Below are 16661 nucleotides of genomic sequence, written 5' to 3'. Positions count from 1 at the left end.
AAAATTTTAAGTTCAAAATACAAAGTTTTGGGTTCAATGTTTAAGGTTTTAACCACAAATTGTACAAACTAACACAGATGTTTATGGATAAAGGGTATTCTTGTTCTTTTTTAGCTGATGTATTTCTTTGTTCTCACCTGAATTTCTGAGCCTTCGGCCAACATTACGGAAAGAGGTTCCTGATGATTCAAACATTCAAAATTATTTCCGTAGATCTTTTGAAAGTCAATATCCACATGATGCTCTTTTACGGTGTAACAATCCCATTTTGGATGGCATACTTCATATTCGGTGGTTGTATTTTCCTTTTTTGTAAAGCCAAAATAATGTTCTGTGATAAATTCAAACTCTGAGTTTTCTTCCATAAGTTTTGTCGTACGATCAGCCATAATTTCAATAGAATGCCAGCTTTTATCTTTCCATGAATACCGGATCAGCAGTTCGTCCCCACTTTCATGAATCTGGTTTTTCATTGGCATTGTGTGATAATTTTCTTTGTACAAAGTATTGGCGACAAAGCTCAATGCAGGTTTGGGAACAATTTCTTTGATAAATACCACACCTCTTTTCCAGACTCCTTTTTCTTTTTTCTTTACATAAAATCTTAGGTTCACTTCCTCAAAGTTCCGGTGAAAAGGAATGGGTAATCCCAGCAGTTTTGTATTTAAAAACATGAATCCTACTAAGCTTACATAACATCTACCTTTATAAAAATCGAGTTCTGTACCTTTAGGTAAATAAGGCAATAAGATTTCAGGATCTATTTCGTAATTGATGATGGCCAGCTTCCGCCATTCTGCTTTTAAAAAATTCATAATACTGTGTTCTTTAGGTTAAAAAATGGCTATTCCGTCATGGGTGGAAGATTCTGCAATGGTTTTGATCATCTCATTTCTTTTGAGCAGAAAATCCTTGAGATATCCTGTAAGAAAAATGACATTAAACAATTTTCCTACAATCCCGAGTGGAGATTCAAATTCAAAAATATCGGTCATTAATGTTTTTCCGTTTACAGATTTAAAGGTATGTCTGTGTCGCATAGATTTGAAGGCGCCTTTCTGCATAACATCAATGAACTGAACCGGTTTCTCCATACTGACAATTTTTGTGGTAAGGGTCTGATAAATTCCCAGATGTTTTGCCCGCCAGGTTACGGTTTCGTTTTCTTCAATCAATCCTGAGGTACGTCCTGCAATTGCTTTTTCATGAGATACTGAGGTTGACTGCTGGTGCAGATCAATGTTTCTTGCCAGATCAAAAACATAGTGAATATCTGCATTGATTACGGTGTTTAAATAGATGGTTGACATTTTCAGAGGTGTTAAGTTTGTTAAATTTTAAATTCAATGGTTGTCAGAATGATAACGACCAACGCAGTGATTCTGAATACTATCCAGGAAATGGTAGGGAGAAAGTTTAGTTTTAGTATTCTGCATCTTCTTATATGTTCCAGAAGCATGATCAATACTACAATTCCAAAGTATATCAGATAAAAAACAGGGGTGAAATCGATCATCAGCGCAGGAATTAAAAGTAAGGTTCCAATTAAAGAAACAGTCATCATATTTCCGAGATAATCCCAGATTTTATCTTTGAGATAAGTTTTTAAAAAGAGGATCTGCCAAACGAGCTGACCAAGGCAAACTGTAAATTCTCTCAGGAAATTTCGTTCTAAATCAAAATTCAGCTTTACGGAAAATTCACTTAGGATATATGCTGAAAAAATAACAACAAAACTGATGTAGGCCATTCTGTATTTCAGGTTAAAATCCGGGATACATGATTGTTCTGTACCGTCATTTTGGGAAGGAATAATCTGCTTTCTATTGTAAGAAATGAAGGAATACAGCTTTTGAAAAAACCAATACAGAGGTTGTATTCGAGCAATTTTTTCCAACAATGGCAAAGAGTTTCCAATGATGAGAAGCAGACTGTCCAGCCCGTAAACGACTTCATTTTTGTCGTGATCTACCAGAGCAATTTCATTTTTCGCACGATTGAAATCGATTAGGTTTTTATTTCTAACAGAAAGTTCTGTAAATGCTTCTCTTCCATCTTCATCCAGCATTCCACATTTTGTGAAACCTTTGGAATAGAGATTACACATCGGGCATTGATTGTCGTAGATTAATGTGTGGTTTTTGAGCGTTTTCATAATTGTGATTTATAAGGTTCATAAGTATTATAGCAATCATAAACATATGCTGCTGCCATCACGGGACTGTATAAAAGAGCAGCCATTAAAACATATCCAAAAAAATCATTGATATGTTTTTCTGTAAACAAAATCAGTACAATAATCCAAACCGGCAGTACTACAATCCCATACGCGATATACAATGCTGATTTTTTTGTTCTAAGAAATAGTTTGACCAGAAAGCTTATCAATTGAGGGATTCCTACTATAAAATAAAACAGAACAAATCCCGACAAACCACCAAATATAAAAGCCTGAGGCCCTATTATTATAAAAAACAGATGAATGTAATAATCATATTTTGCAAATGTTTTCATGGCAATGACTGTTTAAAGTGATCCTTTTCTTCTGAAATAAATAATCAGAAATAAGTGAACGATTAAATTTTTCATACTTACTGTTAATTTTATATTTTCAGTAATTTTTGAAACATAATTCCAAATAAAAAATTAATTTCTTTCAAGATCAGCATTTCTTTCACTTACTACTTTTTCTTTGTTCAATGCGTGCTTACGTCCTTTCAGGAATAACAATAGATTCAAAAGCATCATTATTCCTAAATAAATTGAAAATCCTCCTATTTTTTTGCTCAGCGCAACGACCAGCCTTTCTATGGTTTCAATTTGAAAAAATTCAATGATGCATAGAGCAAAACCTATATTTAAAAGGTAAAACCCAATTTTAAATAATGAATTTGTTGCCATTGCAATGTCTTTTTTCTGGTGAAAAATATCAATCATGAATGTTTTTGAATTTTTAAACAAAAATTGGGATACCAATACTGTAAGGGTAATTACAATAGGTAAATAGATCATGTACGCAGAAAAATTATACGTTGTGGTTAAAACTGTAGTTGTCATAATAGTATTATTTTAATGTTAATTTATTTCTCAGGAAGTAAAGGATAAAAATGTTCATATAATGCAGCATAGAAAGGATTAAAATGATACTTCCAACTCTCGTAGCAGTAATGGTTATCATTTCTTCGAGACTGCTTATTTTGTTCCATATTGTAAGGTTTATTGCGATAAAACCAAGATTCACGAGATAATAACAGCCAAGAAGTATCCTGTTAATTGTCAGGCAAAGACCTTCATCATGAAGTAAGTATTTCAAATAGGCTTTTCCTTCATGGTAACATCTTCTTCCTACATCAATTATGACATAAGAACTGATACTTAAGAAAATTATATAAGAAACAATATTAAACATTTTATAAATTTTATATTTTCAGTAATTTTTGAAAATTAAATTGAAATAAAAAAGGATTTTAACCCTTTTTCAATTTTTCTATTTCAACAGATTGGTAATCTTTCCTACCAGCCAGTGATCATCACTTTTTATCGCCAGATCCATAATATTATTTATTTTTCCGGTTACAGAACTGAAATCATTCATCAGTTTGATAAATTCCTGAGCTTCTTCTGAGTCTTTATCTTCAATATTTTTTAATTCTTCAAGAAAAGAAATTACAGGCTCAATTTCTCTTTTTCTGCGTTCTTTGGTAATCTGTTTGAAAAGGTACCACACATCTTTTTCTGCCACGAAATATTCTTTACGGTCTCCTTTCACAAATTCTTTTTTCACAATTCCCCAGTCTATCAGGGCACGAAGATTCATATTGGCATTTCCTCTTGAAATTTCCAGCTGTTCCATTACCTCATCAGTAGAAAGGGGTCTGCCGCTAGCCAAAAGCAATGCATGTACCTGTGCCATCGTACGGTTGATTCCCCAATTGGTGGCAAAGGTTCCCCAGGTCTGAATGTATTTTTCTTTTGCTTCTGAAAGTTGCATTTTATTTTCCTTTTAAGTTTCTGTTACAAATGTAATTATATTTTTTTGAATTTTCAATAATTTTTGAAAATTAATTTTTAAAATAAAACTGACCTCCATAAGAAGGTCTGTTTTATTTTATAAAAAATTAAGGTTAAGGCTCAATACTAGCCGTTATTCCCTGATTCCAATACTTTGCTTCCGGCATATAATAGAGATACACATTGCTTGATTTACCAGTATAAGTTCCTGCAAATTCCACTTTGAGATCCAGATTGATGGTTTTTGTTTCCTCTGCATTGAAATGTTCCCAGTAAAGTACCAGATAATTGTCAAAGATTTCATAGTAAGAAATCTGTTTTTTATCAATCAAATCTTTCAGCAAGGCATTTTGTAGGGTCAGGCCTGCAGGAATACCGATCTTCGCTATAGTCATTGGCAGCTGGCCGTTGATTTTATTTTTAACGGTAACCGTCATTCTGTTGGTCTCACCTACTTTGGATACCGCAGATTTTAGTTTTGTTTCCATTATAACGGGAATATCTTTGCTTTCCGGGGCCTGAAGAGTATAATACTGATATTCTAATTGATAAGGCAGTCCATTTTTGGTTGGATAATGAATACTGATCTTATTTTCTCCGGCTTTATATGCTGATGAAAGACTGATATTAGGATAAGTACTTGCTTTATTGATGGTGATAACCGGTCTTTCAGCTCCATATAACTGTCCATTTTTAGAGAAAAACTCGGACAAAGCCTGTATGGCCAGCGTTGTTGCCTGGGTAGAACCGAACCCGAAATATCCATTGAAATTAATAAGCTGATCAGCAGCTTCTGCAATCTTCAACTGATTCAGTTTTTCATCTTTCTGAAGTGCCATGATATATAATGAAAGGGTTTCCGCATCTGCAGACAATCCCCATGAGCCTGTAAAAGTGATTTTAGATTTTATATTTCTCGTTTCATACTGCTGGTCCAGAAGCTTTATCAGATGATCATACTCCTGCTGTTTTCCCAGATGAGCGGCAGCATTGGCAAGCAAAGCAAGCTGATAAGAATCTTTTGTGACTAAAGCTCTTTTCATCATTATAGCAAAGGTGTCTTCTATTTCATTTTTAAAACCCAGTTTGGATAAAGCATATACCACATACATATTTCTTGACCAGGAATATTCGGAGAAATCTTTTCTTAATTCATAGGGTTTTCTTACTTCAAATAATCCGTTTGCATTCTTTTGGGATAAAATAAATGAGGAAAGTCCCTGAATAAGCTTGGCATCCGGGTTTACATATTTTTTTAAATCCGTAAATTCCAGTAACGCAAATGCGGAAAGTGCCACATCTGATTCTCCGCTGCTGAAATATCCGAAACCTCCGTCTCTGTTTTTATAACTCAACATTTTCTGAAACCCTTTTTTCAGGTTTTTAATCACCAAATTCTCCGTTGCAGTATCTATTTTTTTCTCTGATTTTAAATAATCCAGAATAAAAATGTTTGGGTAGACTGTTGAGGAAAGCTGTTCAAAGCAGCCATGAGGCTCTCTCTTCAGTTGTTCAATATCTGCAAACATCTGTAAAGCAGCGTTTTCAAATACATAATATGAGGAATACAGACTTCCGTTGATATACTCCGGAATATTGATTTTGATATCTTCCGTTTTGTTATTGATGATGGAAAACTTATGTGGGAATCCTTTCTCTTCTACTTTAAACGGAAGAATCATCGTTTCCCTGAAGTCTCCGGATCTTAGAGTAAGCTGAATATTGGAATCCACGATCTCATCGGTCTGTATTTTGACAAATAATCTTCCTGATTCCAATGGTTTCAGGGTAATTAAATTGTCAGAGCCGATTAGTTTTACATGATTGGGAACAATAACATCCATGGTTATTTTCCTTAGTTCCGAAGAATTATTTTTAATCACAACAGGAATCGTCATCTGATCTGTTCTTGTCAGATATTGAGGAATTTTAGCATCTATTGAGATAAGGCTCTGTGCAGCATACGTAGTTTCATCATTTCCTACAAGTCCTGATACTGCAATACCTTCTGTCATAATTCTAAAAGTGGAGTTGGCATCCGAATTATAAAATTCCACTTTTGCTTTCCCATTTTTATCGGTTTCTACCACCGGATTCCAATAAAGCGCTTCTCTGTAATCGAAACGGTAGGATGTATTGGTGGTTTTATATTCCGGATAAGCAAATTCTCTTGATCCTGCGTATGATATAAGTCTTCCTTGTGGTAGGGTTTCAACAGCAATATAAGATTTCGGGGTAATATCAAAACTGATCTTTGAACTGCTGTTTTTGTATGAATTTACAATCACGACTCCATTCACTGCCCTGCTTCCATAAATAGCTGTAGCGGCTGCATCTTTGAGGACAGTGATACTATTGATATCATTCGGATTTATGGTAGTATTGAAGTTTTCAACAGGAGTACCGTCTACAATGAACAATGGGTTCTTATTGGTAATGGATGCTTCTCCCCGTATTCTTATCTGTGAACTGGCTCCGGACTGTCCCGCTGGTGTAATTATTAACCCGGCGACTTTTCCGCTTAGTAATGACGTTACATTGGGATTCTGAATTTCCATCGAAGACATTATTGTTGTAGAAGTAACCGCGGCTTTATCTCTTCTCAAACTGTATCCTAAAACCACAACTTCTTCAATCCTTTTATTCTGAATAGTATCAGTTTTTGACCGACCGGGTTTGCTCAATGTTTGGGTATTATTTTTGTTTTCTGTCTTTATTACTTCTTTTCTTTCAGCTTCTTTTACGATTTCTTCTACATCAATATTAGAAAGCTTCTGTTCCACTAAAGGGTTAATATCCAGATTATAAGACAATATTCTGATTTTCAACTGATGTTTAGGCTGAGAAGATCTGGCTATCATTTTATATGAATTGTCCGCATTCAGGTCTGAAAAATAAAAACGTCCATTTTCTGCAGCGGCTTGTTTAAGAATTTTTTTATTATCAGTATTCAAAAGGAAAACATCTGCTTTCACCGGTTTTTTGTTTTCGTCTTCCACTACTCCATAAATTGTGTTTTTCTTTTCAGGAAGGTATTTGTATTTATTGTTTTTTAAAACTTCCGGGATGAGGTCGAAATATCTGTAACCGTTTGTGAGCATCACAAGATCTAAGCTTTTATCCGCTTTTTCTTCTTTTTTATCGAAATAAAACTGTGGCTTTTCAATTTTCCCTTTCAACTCAGAGTCCATCAGAAGCCAGGAAACGATATGATTTTGCTTGTCATCAGCGTATGTCCATAGTTTATCATCCACTACGCTCAATCCAAGGTTGGCAGGAATAGGTCTGCTATTTTCATCAGTAGTTTCGATATCCAGAATTACTTTTTCCCGTGGCAGGTAATGTTGTTTTACAGGCTTAATTTTTATATTTAATCGATTCTCTTTATTGGTAAAAACAATACGTTCTGCAAGAGGGATATTATTCTCAAGAACGGTAAATCGGCAGATTCCTATCGGGAAGTCTTTTTCATCAATTTCAAATGAATTGCTGCCTTTTTTTAGCAGAATATCTTTAGTATACAATTCTTTTCCGCGGAAATTTCCCTTCAGGGTAATCTGTTTTTCCTGAGTTGAAATGATGGTGAAAATTATTTTTCTGTTTTCATTCTGAATATTTAAAACCAAACCTTCATCTTTTGCCGCCGGGAAATTGAAAGTCTGGTTTATATTTTCCGGCTTACTAACTTTTGCATAATAGGATTCTTCCTTTTTAGGAGTAAAACGAAAGCTTCCCATCCCGAAATTGTAGGCTGAAATTTCTTTTACCTTTTCATGATTCTGATTGTAAACAGTCAGGACAGCATCTACAGGTTTTTCAAATTCATCAAGAATTTTAAAGGCTATATTTTGTTCTATTCCATTGATAAAAGTTCCTCCTTCAGGTAAAAACTTTACATCCAGATTATTCAGAACAACCGGAATATTTCTGGAAATAGATTCTGTAAATCCATCAAAATTCACTTTAATATTCAACAGTGCATCAGATGATTTCAGAACTTCAGGGAGCTTGAAAATCAATTGATTTTTACCTTCTTTGTTGGTGATGAGTTTCCCTTCTGAGACAGTTTCCCCGTTGGCCATTACCGTATAATCCGCTTCATAAAAGGGAATCGGAAGGTTGCTCAGACTTCTCATTGAAAAGTCGGCTGTTACCTCATCTCCCGGGCCATATCCTTTTTTAGGAAAATCCAGCTTCATTAATATTCTTGGGGAAACTATTTTCTGGAGGGTAATTTCTTTCTCGAAGGTATTTTTTCCTTCTTCATTCTGCATCCAGTTGGTAAAGGCTCTGATCTTATAAATTCCGCCTTTCATGTCTTCATCAAAATAGAAATACCCCTGGGCATATCCATTGGTAATTTCATATTTCATTTTTTTCAAAACGCTTCCTGCGGGATCAATAATTTCAAAATTAACAATTCTGCTGTCTTCCACCGGAAGATTGTTTTTTCCTTTTACAACGTATATTTTAAAATACATTCCCTCACCAGGTTTATAAAAAACATGGTTGGTCTGAATGTACGTTTTTTCCTTTTCAAAGTCCTGAAATGACTGCTGTGCTTTCAAAGAAAAGGTTGAAAAGAATAAGCTCAGCAAGATGATATAGGGTGATATAAATTTGAAATTCATGGGTTAAAATTTGAGTGAAACAATACATCCAAATGTTTTAAAAGAGGGAAGGTTGAAAAAATCAAGTCCTCTTCCGTTATCCATATCATAAAAATTCTGATTGGGATCTGCACCTTTACTGGCCTGCCAAAGCATTAGATTATTCACATAAAAAGTAAGTTTAAGATTCTGTTTTCCATAGTTGATTGGAAAACTGGAAGACAGTGAAATATTGCTGATTCTTATATAATCTGCCTTTTGAATATAGTTTTCTGCCACGCCAAGGTAACCATATCTGGACCACCGGTTTTCCTGTACATTCAGGTTGGGATCATAGAAATCTACAGGAATCTGGTTTCCCGTTCCATTGGCCTGCACGCCCTGAAAAACATAGTTTTTGATATTTCTGTCTTCTCCCGATTCAGAAGAACGGCCATAATAGTCAAGAACTGCCTGTGTTCCATTCCAGAGCTGTCCGCCTTTTTTCCATTCCCAATTGATATCTAAGGAAAAGTTTTTATAGGCAAAACTATGGGTAAATTTCATCACGAAATCTGGTGTAGGATCTGCGATAATTTTCATTCCTTCTGCTTTTTTGGGGAATCCAGACTCATCAATAATCAATTGCCCGTCAGCATTTCTTTCAAAATAGCTTCCCATGACAGCTCCCAAAACCTGTCCTTCAGTAAGGGTTTTATAAATGTCTTTAAATCCTGAAACAGCCAGATTCTGATATCCGGGAGAGATACGGTCTACAATATCTTTATATTTGAAAAATGAGACTTTATGGGTTGTAAATATATCGTACCCAAGGCGAAGCCTGTCATAGGTAAAACTGAATTCATATCCACTGTATGTATGGTCAGCTATGTTCTTTAATTTCAGCTGATTATTTTCAAAAACAGGAAATATATCATTTATATTCTTTCTGTTGAAATATTCTCCTTCCAAACTTACATTATAACCAAAGTTAAACCTAGTTCCCACTTTCCATTCTCTGGTATTGATATTGGATAAACCTCTGAAGCTTTCCACTTCCTGTACCGGGAAATATTGATTGTAGTTTTGTGCATTCAATAAAGTGGTGGCATAAGAAGCGTATGATCTTGTAATTTCCGGCTCTGAGCTTAGCTGTGTGTAACTTCCCAGTATTTTAAAACTGTAATTATACCAATCGAAAATGTTATTGAATTTCACATAGAAATTAGCTTTGGGAAGCCAATAGCTATTTTTAAGCGATGTATTCGAGATGTAAAATGAATTTCCAAGATTTAAACCTGCTTCAAAATCATAATCCCGGATATCCATATTATAATTAAAAATATGATCCTGCGAAATTCTCTGATAGAGGTATTTCTGATTGATAAAACTGTTATAAACATCCGATTTTTTATCATTTAAAATAAAATTCAGGCTGAAAATATTTTTAAAATTATAATCTCCCAATGTATAGGAACCCAGTATATTGGAATGGTATGAACTGCTGTTTTGAGTTCTTTCATTCAATACTCCATTGCTAAAACCATAAGCAGAAGGTTTGTACTGATCAAAATTCCAGATGTTGTTACTTTCATAGGACTGGCTGATATTCAGTTTAAGATGATCCCAGTCTTTTATTATATTAAGGCTAAACCATCTTTCGCGGTTCTGATAACTATATTTGCTTTCCTGCTCAAAAAGAAATGAGGGATTGTCAGCATATTTGCTGTAACTTCTCTGAAAACCATTGTTTAGGAAAGTATGTTGTTCATTTGAAAAAGAAACGGGTGTTAACAATGAATTCTGATAAGCTTTGTTGAACAGCCCTATCCTATTGGTATTAGTGGCTTTATCTTCTTCGTAATTAAAAGCAAGATTAATGGAATATCCACTTAGTCCCGTATTAAGCTTGGCTTTAAAGGAATTGGCAATATCAAACTGATCGATAAAATACATTTGGTTTTTCTGCTGGCCAAGGTTCAATGACAAACGGATTTTTTCATTGTAACCTTCTTTTATAAAAGCATTTACGTTCAACTGATTGTTGTATCCTACTGTTGTTTTAAAAATGTTGTTGTCATATTTCTGCGCGCGCTGAAGACCATCAACCCAGGGGATTAATTTTCCATTCTGATCATATTCATAAGGTAATCCATTAAATCCTAATGTAGAAATATCGGGTCCGAAACTGAGCATCTCATTGGTTTCAGGTCCTTTCCAGACAAGACTTCCGTTTTCTGATCTTCCCTGTACATATTTGCTTTGAGTTCCCGGAATAGCATTCCTGTTTTTAATATCTAATGATGTGGTAAAACTTCCGTTAAAAAGTAATGTTTTCCGATTGAGTCTTTTTACAATATAAACACTGTCATTCCTTTGCTTTAATCTTCTTATCTGATCAAAATAAGAGTGTGATCTTCTACTTAAACGGGTCTTTGTTTTTTCAATACTGAAATCATCTTTAATCTCCTTTGAAACCAGACTGTCATATGTTTTACTGTAAATATTTTCTACATTTTTATTGCCTGTCTGGCTTTCCAGAATGACTTTTAATTCCCTGAGCTCATAGGTAGAAATAACATGCGTATTCTTGCCTTGATTCCAAACGAGTGTGTCATAAGGTTTGGCAGCAATAATTGCAAATCCTTCCTCATCGGTCAGTTCATAAATACCACTGTTTTTATTATGAATCTTTAAAAAATTCTGTGTTTTATCTTTAGGTGTTAAAAATTTTCCGGAATAATATAATTGTGAATTTTGTGCCTGTAATACAGTAATGGTAAATGGCAGTAACAGCAGATAATTCTTTTTCATCAGTTATTAGTATGCTTAAAAATATAAAAAAGAAATTTCCGGGGAAATTTCTTTTTTACAAATTATTTTTTAATTGTTTTATAACTTTCTATCAATCTTATAAACTCTGAACGATAGCCTTCTTCATCTTTATTTTTGCCTTGCTGGGCCAGATTTTCAATCTCTGAAAGATCTTTTTTGGTAATCAGTTCAGAATTTCTTAGTACCAATCCAAACCATGCTACTGAAGAAGCAAATTTAAAATCCGGACTTATTGATCCTACAGGTGTATCTTCTTTTTTAATTACTTTACTGATTTCCATGCTTTTGTCTCCATCAGGCTTTTTATAACGGAATTTTACAGTTGCCAGTTCATCTCCAAAATTCTTAGTATTTGAAGTTGCAGAATATTTTAATGCTGTCTTTTTGGGAATAAATTCTGAGTCTACATTTGCCGGAATGATCTCATATAAAGCTGTAACTGTATGACCGCTTCCCAACTCTCCGGCATCAATTTTATCGTTTACAAAGTCTTCATTTCTCAGCTTTCTGTTTTCATATCCTATTAAACGGTAAGATTTTACAAATTTAGGATTGAATTCAATCTGAATCTTTACATCTTTGGCTATGGCATACATACTTCCCGCAAATTCTCTACCCAGAAATTTATTGGCCTCCTGCATATTATCAATGTAGGCATAATTTCCATTTCCTTTATCTGCAAGGGTTTCCATGGTATTGTCTTTGTAATTGCCCATTCCGTAGCCAAGACAGGTAAGAAAGATCCCAGTTTTCCTTTTTTCCGTGATCAAGGTTTCAATATCCGCACTTGAAGAAGCTCCTACATTAAAATCGCCATCTGTTGCCAGAACAACTCTGTTATTCCCTCCTTTAATAAAGTTTTCCTTAGCCAGTTTATAAGCAAGTTCGATTCCTGCTCCCCCTGCTGTACTTCCACCTGCCTGAAGGTTGTCCAGCGCTTTGATAATTTTCTCTTTCTCTCCTGCTGATGTAGGTGGCAACACCATTCCTGCTTGCCCTGCGTACACTACAATTCCTACTTTATCTTTAGGTCTGAGCTGGTTCAGCAAAATTTTAAGAGAAGACTTCAGCAATGGCAGTTTATTTTCCTGATTCATTGAACCTGAAACATCTATAAGAAAAACAATATTGGAAGCAGGCAGACGATCCATAGGAATATTTTTTCCCTGAAGTCCTATTTTAAGCAGTTTATGTTTTGGATTCCATGGAGACTGATTGTATTCTGTATTAATAGAAAAAGGATCACCATTTACAGGCTGTGGATAATCATATTTAAAATAATTGATCATTTCCTCTACCCTCACTGAATTTTTATCAACTTTCCCTCCATAATTGATCATTCTTCGTACATTGGAATAGGAAGCATTATCCACATCAATAGAGAACGTGGAAACAGGCTGATTGCGGGTTAATTCAAAGGCATTCTCAGCCAATGCAGTATATTCTTCATTATTATAATCAATATTCTTATCCGTTTTTGCCGGCTTTTGAACCTCTTTTTTGCCTCCTACCTGATTGTCGTAAACTCTTCCTGATTCATAAGATCTCTCTAAGCTGGAACTTACTTCCATTGCAGTAACTGATTTTGGTTTTGGACAGCCATTATACTCAGGCATTCCCGGAACTGTGGGACAGGCATCATCTTTATCCAGAATACCATCTCCATCGGTATCCGGCCATGGGCAGCCATTATTTTCAGGAGGTCCAGCTACAGTAGGACATGCGTCATCTTTATCAATTACCCCATCTCCATCCGATTCTACCCACGGACAGCCTTCATTTTCTACAGGACCAGCGATATCAGGACATTTATCCAATTTATTAGGAATTCCATCCTGATCTTTATCTTTTCTGATACTGTAAGTCTTTGGTTCGTTGTTGCTTTCAGTATTTTTTTGAGTTTTACAGCTTGTCAATGCAACAAGCCCTAGCATGGTTATTACAATTTTTCTCATCTTGTTCAAATTTCGGCAGGAAATTATTAAAATAAATTCAAACCTGTTAATAAATATTTGATAAAACCGATTTTCCTAAATTAAAGAAAGAAATCTCCGGGGAAATTTCTTTCTTTAAAAATCACTTTTGAACTGTTTTATAACTCTCTATTAATCTTATAAACTCTGAACGATAGCCTTCTTCATCTTTATTTTTGCCTTGCTGGGCCAGATTTTCAATCTCTGAAAGATCTTTTTTGGTAATCAGTTCAGAATTTCTTAGTACCAGTCCGAACCATGCTACTGAAGAAGCAAATTTAAAATCCGGACTGGCAGAAGATATTCTGTTATCATCGTTTTTAACAATCAGGCTGATTTCACGGCTGGTATTTCCATCAGGCTTTTTATAACGGAATTTTATTGTAGCCAGTTCATCTCCAAATTTTTTCGATGAGGTATTATGAGTATATTTCAGATCACTGTCTTTAGGAGTAAAGTCTGATTTTACATCTGTCGGAATCACTTCATACAAAGCCGTAACAGTATGTCCGCTTCCCAATTCTCCGGCATCTATTTTATCATTTACAAAGTCTTCATTTTTCAATTTTCTGTTTTCATAACCAATCAGGCGGTATGATTTTACGTATTCAGGATTAAATTCAATCTGGATCTTTACATCTTTGGCTATGGCGTACATACTTCCTGCAAATTCTTTTCCCAGAAACTTATTCGCCTCCTGCATATTATCAATATAGGCGTAATTACCATTTCCTTTATCTGCAAGAGTTTCCAGAGTATTGTCTTTATAATTACCCATTCCAAAACCTAAACATGTTAAAAAGACTCCTGATTTTCTTTTATCTTCAATCAACGTTTTAAGGTCTGAAGTTGAAGACATTCCTACGTTGAAATCCCCGTCTGTTGCAATAATAACACGATTGTTACCGTCCTTCACAAAGTTTTCCTGTGCCAGTTTATAGGCCAGTTCAATTCCTGCTCCTCCTGCGGTACTTCCTCCTGCCTGAAGATGATCCAAAGCTTCTATAATCTTATCTTTTTCCCCTGCTAACGTTGGGGGCAGAACCATCCCTGCACTTCCTGCATATACTACAATTCCCACTTTATCTTTGGGTCTGAGCTGATTCAGCAGAACTTTAAAGGAAGACTTCAACAGGGGCAATTTGTTATCCTCATCCATTGAACCTGAAACATCAATAAGAAAAACAAGGTTTGATGCTGGCAGATGATCCATTGGGATATTTTTTCCCTGAAGCCCTATTTTAAGTAATTTATGCTTTGGATTCCATGGCGAATCATTGTATTCGGTATTTATTGAGAAAGGCTCTCCATTTTTAGGCTGTGGATAGTCATATTTAAAATAATTAACCATTTCTTCTATTCTTACTGCATTTCCATCAACTCCCTGTCCGTTATTGATCATCCTTCTTACGTTCGAATAAGAGGCATTATCAACATCAATAGAAAACGTAGATAAAGGCTGACTGCGGGTGAGCTCAAAAGGATTTTCAACAAAGGCATCATAGCTCTCATTATTTTGAGTAACTGGTGAAATCTGTTGTTGTTTATTAATTTCTTCCTGAAGTTTCTTCAACTTTTTTCTTTCCCTTCTTGAAAGGTCTTTGGTTATTACCACAATTACTCCATTTACCCCCTTACTTCCATAAATTGCTGTAGCAGAACTGCCCTTCAGAACCTGCATACTGTCAATTTTGTTAGGATCTAAATTTCTGAAGTCATCAGCTTTTGTCAATATTCCGTTAACTACGTATAAAGGGTTATTTTCTGGTGAAACAGAAGCTGCTCCTCTGATCAGGATCGGGTTATTGTTACTAAGAAATCCTTGATTAATGCTGTTAACTACATTTTTATTACCCGATGAAGTGGTTATCTGCACGCCCTGAGCACTTCCCTGTAATGATGAATAAGTGGTGGACTGTGGTAGATTACTGACAGAACTACTTGTTATTGTACTGGATGTTGTTGCATAATTTCTTTTAACCGCCTTTGAATATCCCATTACTACAACCTCTTCAATACTTTTAGTCTGATTGGTATCTTTTCGCTGGCCGGTAGGAATATAATTTGTATTTCTATCAGCATATACATTTTGTTCTCTTTCCATACGGTACTCAGAGATTACCGGTTGATAGATATGATCTGAAGGTACTGGAAGTGGCAAAGGCGGAAGTGGCGGAACTTTCACAGAGTATTTAATAGGTTCCGGATTGACAGCCAGATTTTCTGCAGGTTTAATAATTTTCTTTTCTTTTTGAATATTATTCTTTATAGTACTATCTATTTTTGCAATATCTGTCTTTGTAACCGGACCTCTTAAAGTTGTATTCTCTGCGATTACAGGTTCTGCAGTCTCTTTATTATTCATAAAGTAAAAAGCTCCCAAACCAATTATCAAACTTGCGGCAATACCATATGGCAGCCAAATAGGAATTGTTCTCTTTTTTTCTTCTTTTTTATCTAATTTCTCTTCAATTTTCCCCCATACTTTTTCAAAACCAGGAAAAACAGTTGGCTCTTCTGAAAGCTTGGATGCTTCATTGAATTGTTGATCTATATGATTATTTTCCATTGTTGTAAAAGTTTAAATGTTTTGATTCACTAAAAGTTCCTGCAGCTTTTTTCTTGCAAAATTGAGCTGTGATTTTGAAGTACCTTCACTGATGGAAAGCATTGCGGCTATTTCTTTATGAGGATATCCTTCAATAGCGAAAAGATTAAAGATCGCTCTGCAGCCTTCGGGAAGAAAATTCAGTAAACTCAGAATATCTTTTTCAAGGGAAAGGTTCTCTGTGGTTCCTTCAGAAGGATCCATGAAATTTTCTTCAAGAAAAATCAACAATCCCTTACTAGATCTTAATTTCTGCAGGCATTCGTTCACCGCAATTTTTCTGGCCCATGCTTCAAAGGTCTGAGCATTTTGAAGCTGGGTAATTTTCGTGAAGATTTTATAGAACGTATCTGCCAATACTTCTTCTATATCTTCATCGTTTTTCAAATAGCGTCTGCAGACTGCGTAAAGCCTACCCGCCATTTTCTCGTAAACCTTCCGCTGTGCATTGCGGTCGTTACGCTGGCATTCCAATAATAATTCTTGTTCCATAGTCAGGAGTTATATTATTATAGATGCAGAAACTTTTGCTGGGGTTGGAAACATGGTCAACTTTTTTATTAAAATATCGAAAAAACAAATTTTAAAATAAGCCATTTGATATTTTTTTATCATTTCAAATTTAACTTTTCCATCTGTAACAAA

General features: G+C 35.0%; 12 protein-coding genes. All 12 read right to left on the bottom strand.

Going from position 1 to position 16661, the window contains the following annotated elements; genetic code table 11:
* Positions 1-110: 110 nt before the first annotated feature.
* The 12 genes from ACPF63_RS05445 to ACPF63_RS05390 all read right to left on the bottom strand — a co-directional run bounded on the left by ACPF63_RS05445 (position 111) and on the right by ACPF63_RS05390 (position 16508).
* On the bottom strand, positions 111-815 hold the full coding sequence (locus tag ACPF63_RS05445) for a YqjF family protein (protein WP_426482286.1): 705 nt from the start codon (positions 813-815) through the stop codon (positions 111-113).
* Positions 816-833: 18 nt separating this feature from the next.
* On the bottom strand, positions 834-1310 hold the full coding sequence (locus ACPF63_RS05440) for an SRPBCC family protein (RefSeq protein ID WP_426482285.1): 477 nt from the start codon (positions 1308-1310) through the stop codon (positions 834-836).
* A gap of 20 nt (positions 1311-1330) precedes the next feature.
* Positions 1331-2155: a DCC1-like thiol-disulfide oxidoreductase family protein gene (locus tag ACPF63_RS05435; protein WP_180564141.1), complete on the bottom strand. Its 825-nt coding sequence runs from the start codon at positions 2153-2155 to the stop codon at positions 1331-1333.
* Positions 2152-2514, bottom strand: a complete 363-nt coding sequence (locus tag ACPF63_RS05430; RefSeq protein ID WP_426482284.1) for a hypothetical protein — start codon at positions 2512-2514, stop codon at positions 2152-2154. Before ACPF63_RS05430 ends, ACPF63_RS05435 begins: the two co-directional genes overlap by 4 nt.
* A gap of 132 nt (positions 2515-2646) precedes the next feature.
* The gene (locus ACPF63_RS05425; RefSeq protein ID WP_077418610.1) at positions 2647-3057 is read right to left on the bottom strand and encodes a hypothetical protein; all 411 of its coding nucleotides are present in this window, start codon (positions 3055-3057) and stop codon (positions 2647-2649) included.
* A 7-nt stretch (positions 3058-3064) separates the two neighbouring features.
* Complete coding sequence (locus ACPF63_RS05420; protein ID WP_426482283.1) at positions 3065-3409, bottom strand: hypothetical protein; 345 nt, start codon at positions 3407-3409, stop codon at positions 3065-3067.
* Positions 3410-3487: 78 nt separating this feature from the next.
* Positions 3488-3991 (bottom strand): GbsR/MarR family transcriptional regulator, encoded by a 504-nt coding sequence (locus ACPF63_RS05415; protein ID WP_047388136.1) that lies wholly within the window; start codon positions 3989-3991, stop codon positions 3488-3490.
* A 133-nt stretch (positions 3992-4124) separates the two neighbouring features.
* Complete coding sequence (locus ACPF63_RS05410) at positions 4125-8642, bottom strand: TonB-dependent receptor plug domain-containing protein (RefSeq protein ID WP_426482282.1); 4518 nt, start codon at positions 8640-8642, stop codon at positions 4125-4127.
* A 3-nt stretch (positions 8643-8645) separates the two neighbouring features.
* Positions 8646-11414, bottom strand: a complete 2769-nt coding sequence (locus ACPF63_RS05405) for a hypothetical protein (RefSeq protein WP_426482281.1) — start codon at positions 11412-11414, stop codon at positions 8646-8648.
* A 62-nt stretch (positions 11415-11476) separates the two neighbouring features.
* Entirely contained in the window at positions 11477-13390 is a 1914-nt protein-coding gene (locus tag ACPF63_RS05400; protein ID WP_426482280.1) for a vWA domain-containing protein, read from the bottom strand.
* Between the two features lie 121 nt (positions 13391-13511).
* Positions 13512-15977: a YfbK domain-containing protein gene (locus ACPF63_RS05395; RefSeq protein WP_426482279.1), complete on the bottom strand. Its 2466-nt coding sequence runs from the start codon at positions 15975-15977 to the stop codon at positions 13512-13514.
* 12 nt (positions 15978-15989) lie between these two features.
* On the bottom strand, positions 15990-16508 hold the full coding sequence (locus ACPF63_RS05390; protein ID WP_426482278.1) for an RNA polymerase sigma factor: 519 nt from the start codon (positions 16506-16508) through the stop codon (positions 15990-15992).
* Between the last annotated feature and the right edge of the window lie 153 nt (positions 16509-16661).

Origin of the sequence: Chryseobacterium sp. R2ACT005 (assembly GCF_049949215.1) — a bacterium.
GTDB lineage: Bacteria > Bacteroidota > Bacteroidia > Flavobacteriales > Weeksellaceae > Chryseobacterium.
The sequence above is the reverse complement of the archived record's forward strand: the minus strand, read 5'-3'. Positions and strand labels throughout refer to the sequence as shown.

Excerpts from the sequence above, each read along its gene's own strand:
- ACPF63_RS05445 (WP_426482286.1), bottom strand. The coding sequence starts at position 815 with ATGAATTTTTTAAAAGCAGAATGGCGGAAGCTGGCCATCATCAATTAC.
- ACPF63_RS05435 (WP_180564141.1), bottom strand. The coding sequence starts at position 2,155 with ATGAAAACGCTCAAAAACCACACATTAATCTACGACAATCAATGCCCG.
- ACPF63_RS05415 (WP_047388136.1), bottom strand. The coding sequence starts at position 3,991 with ATGCAACTTTCAGAAGCAAAAGAAAAATACATTCAGACCTGGGGAACC.
- ACPF63_RS05410 (WP_426482282.1), bottom strand. The coding sequence starts at position 8,642 with ATGAATTTCAAATTTATATCACCCTATATCATCTTGCTGAGCTTATTC.
- ACPF63_RS05430 (WP_426482284.1), bottom strand. The coding sequence starts at position 2,514 with ATGAAAACATTTGCAAAATATGATTATTACATTCATCTGTTTTTTATA.
- ACPF63_RS05405 (WP_426482281.1), bottom strand. The coding sequence starts at position 11,414 with ATGAAAAAGAATTATCTGCTGTTACTGCCATTTACCATTACTGTATTA.
- ACPF63_RS05395 (WP_426482279.1), bottom strand. The coding sequence starts at position 15,977 with ATGGAAAATAATCATATAGATCAACAATTCAATGAAGCATCCAAGCTT.
- ACPF63_RS05420 (WP_426482283.1), bottom strand. The coding sequence starts at position 3,409 with ATGTTTAATATTGTTTCTTATATAATTTTCTTAAGTATCAGTTCTTAT.
- ACPF63_RS05390 (WP_426482278.1), bottom strand. The coding sequence starts at position 16,508 with ATGGAACAAGAATTATTATTGGAATGCCAGCGTAACGACCGCAATGCA.
- ACPF63_RS05400 (WP_426482280.1), bottom strand. The coding sequence starts at position 13,390 with ATGAGAAAAATTGTAATAACCATGCTAGGGCTTGTTGCATTGACAAGC.
- ACPF63_RS05425 (WP_077418610.1), bottom strand. The coding sequence starts at position 3,057 with ATGACAACTACAGTTTTAACCACAACGTATAATTTTTCTGCGTACATG.
- ACPF63_RS05440 (WP_426482285.1), bottom strand. The coding sequence starts at position 1,310 with ATGTCAACCATCTATTTAAACACCGTAATCAATGCAGATATTCACTAT.